The organism is Mesorhizobium sp. M2C.T.Ca.TU.002.02.1.1 (assembly GCF_003997225.1).
The window spans coordinates 1-1,865 of the sequence record NZ_RZTO01001036.1 but is presented as its reverse complement, the minus strand read 5'-3'; the positions used below and the strand labels follow the sequence as shown (position 1 = coordinate 1,865).

Annotated in this window: 4 protein-coding genes; all 4 read right to left on the bottom strand. The window is 65.3% G+C overall.

Annotation, left to right across the window (positions count from 1 at the left end; all coding sequences use genetic code 11):
* A partial coding sequence (locus EOD07_RS33010) for an NAD-dependent epimerase/dehydratase family protein (RefSeq protein WP_127238214.1) occupies window positions 1-196 on the bottom strand: 196 nt, incomplete at its 3' end.
* Between the two features lie 2 nt (window positions 197-198).
* Window positions 199-405: a hypothetical protein gene (locus EOD07_RS33005; protein ID WP_040990031.1), complete on the bottom strand. Its 207-nt coding sequence runs from the start codon at window positions 403-405 to the stop codon at window positions 199-201.
* A 51-nt stretch (window positions 406-456) separates the two neighbouring features.
* Window positions 457-1,452 carry a cation diffusion facilitator family transporter gene (locus tag EOD07_RS33000; protein WP_127238213.1) on the bottom strand — a complete coding sequence of 332 codons (996 nt, stop codon included), beginning with the start codon at window positions 1,450-1,452 and terminating at the stop codon, window positions 457-459.
* A gap of 58 nt (window positions 1,453-1,510) precedes the next feature.
* Window positions 1,511-1,865, bottom strand: a 355-nt coding sequence (locus EOD07_RS32995) for a GNAT family protein (RefSeq protein ID WP_164772776.1), incomplete at its 5' end; no start/stop codon positions are given.

Genomic DNA, 1,865 nt, shown 5'->3' with positions numbered 1-1,865 from the left:
CCATGGCGCCGGGCGCGGAAAGATCGCCGGTGTGAATCGAGACATCGACGCCGGCGAGCGCCGGCGCCCGCGGCGCCACGATGTCATGCAGGTCGAGCGCCGTTATCTTTTGCCCGCGCAGCATGCCGTCCTCGGCGAGCCGCGCGACAAGCTTGCGGCCGACCATGCCGGCCGCGCCCGTGATCAGAATTCTCATCTTCAGAGACCTTTCTTGCGCTGGCTGCGTCCGCGCAGCCACAGGACGACGAACAGCCCGACCATGAAGATCGCGGCGATGGCGGCCGCCAGCACCGTCGACACCTTGCCGGCGGCCAGCATGATGGCCGGCAGGAAATAGGCGGCGAGACCGAACAGCAGCAATATCACCGCCGCGGCGATCGCCGCGTTTTTTGTGTCACGGTCCATCAGCGGGCGGTCCTCATTTCGAGGCTGTTCGGTTTCATCGTCACGGCGGGATCAGTGATAATGCCGGCGATCGGCGGGCGCGCCATGCGCGTGATCGTGATCATGGTGATGGTCATGCTCGTCATGGCTGTCGGCGCATTGTCCGAATTCGGGCTCGACCGTGGCATGCTCGATGCCGTGCTTGGTCGCAAGCCTCTTCTTGATGGCGCTCACCGCCATATGCGGATCGACGCCGTCGTTCAGGCAGGCATGCAGCGTCGCCATGTTGGAGGTCCCGTCGAGCGACCAGACATGCATGTGATGCACCTCGCGCACGCCCTTGACCGCGCTTTCGATGTCCTTGGCGATCACGTCGCGGTCGAGGCTTGCCGGCACGCCTTCGAGCAGGACATGGGCCGCCTCGCGCATCAGCGACCACGCCGTCGACAGGATCAGCAGCGACACCAGCACCGACAGGATCGGATCGATCGGCGTCCAGCCGGTTGCCAGGATGATGAGGGCTGCCGCGATTGCCGCGGCCGAGCCGAGCAGGTCGCCGAGCACATGCAGGATGGCGCCCCGCATGTTGAGGCTCTCGCGGTCTCCGCCATGCAGCACGAAGAAGGAGGCGATGTTGACCAGCAGGCCGGCCACCGCCACCACCAGCATCGGCCCGCCCAGCACCGGCGACGGGTGTATCAATCGCCCCCAGGCCTCGTAGACGATCCAGAGCGCGATGACGAAGATGGCGATGCCGTTGGTGTAGGCGACCAGCGTCTTCACCCGGGCGAAGCCATAGGTGAGCCGGCCGGTGGCCGGACGCCCCGCCAGGTGGAAGGCATACCAGGCAAGGCCGAGCGCGATCGAATCGGCGAGCATATGGCCAGCATCCGCGAGCAGCGCCAGCGAGCCGGTGAGCAGGCCGCCGAGCGCCTCGGCGACCATGAAGCCGCCAGTCAGGCAGGCCGCGATCAGGACCCGCTTCTTGTCGGTCGAACCATGCACATGGCCGGCGCCATGGCTGTGACCGGCCGGGCCATGATCGTGCGAAGCGTGCTCATGCGCCATTGCCGAACTCCTGTCTGACCTTGCCCGGCAAGCGGTTCCCGCTTCCGGAGATCGTGGTCTACGCACCGAAGTCGGCGCGAAAATCCTCAAGCCGCCGCTTCTGGCCGCCTTCGCTATCGAAATTCGCCGGATCGAGCCAGCCTTCATAGGCTTTGCGCAAGGCCGGCCATTCCTTGTCGATGATCGAATACCACGCGGTATCGCGGTTTTCACCCTTGACCACAAGGTGCTGGCGGAAGATGCCCTCGAACTTGAAGCCGAAGCGCTCGGCGGCGCGCTTGGAAGGCTCGTTGCGGTTGTTGCATTTCCACTCGTAGCGGCGGTAGCCGAGATCGTCGAAAAGATATTTCGCGAACAGGAACTGCGCCTCGGTCGCGGCCGGCTTGCGCGAGATCAGCGGGCCCCAATAGATG

Excerpts from the sequence above, each read along its gene's own strand:
- EOD07_RS33005 (WP_040990031.1), bottom strand. The coding sequence starts at position 405 with ATGGACCGTGACACAAAAAACGCGGCGATCGCCGCGGCGGTGATATTG.
- EOD07_RS33000 (WP_127238213.1), bottom strand. The coding sequence starts at position 1,452 with ATGGCGCATGAGCACGCTTCGCACGATCATGGCCCGGCCGGTCACAGC.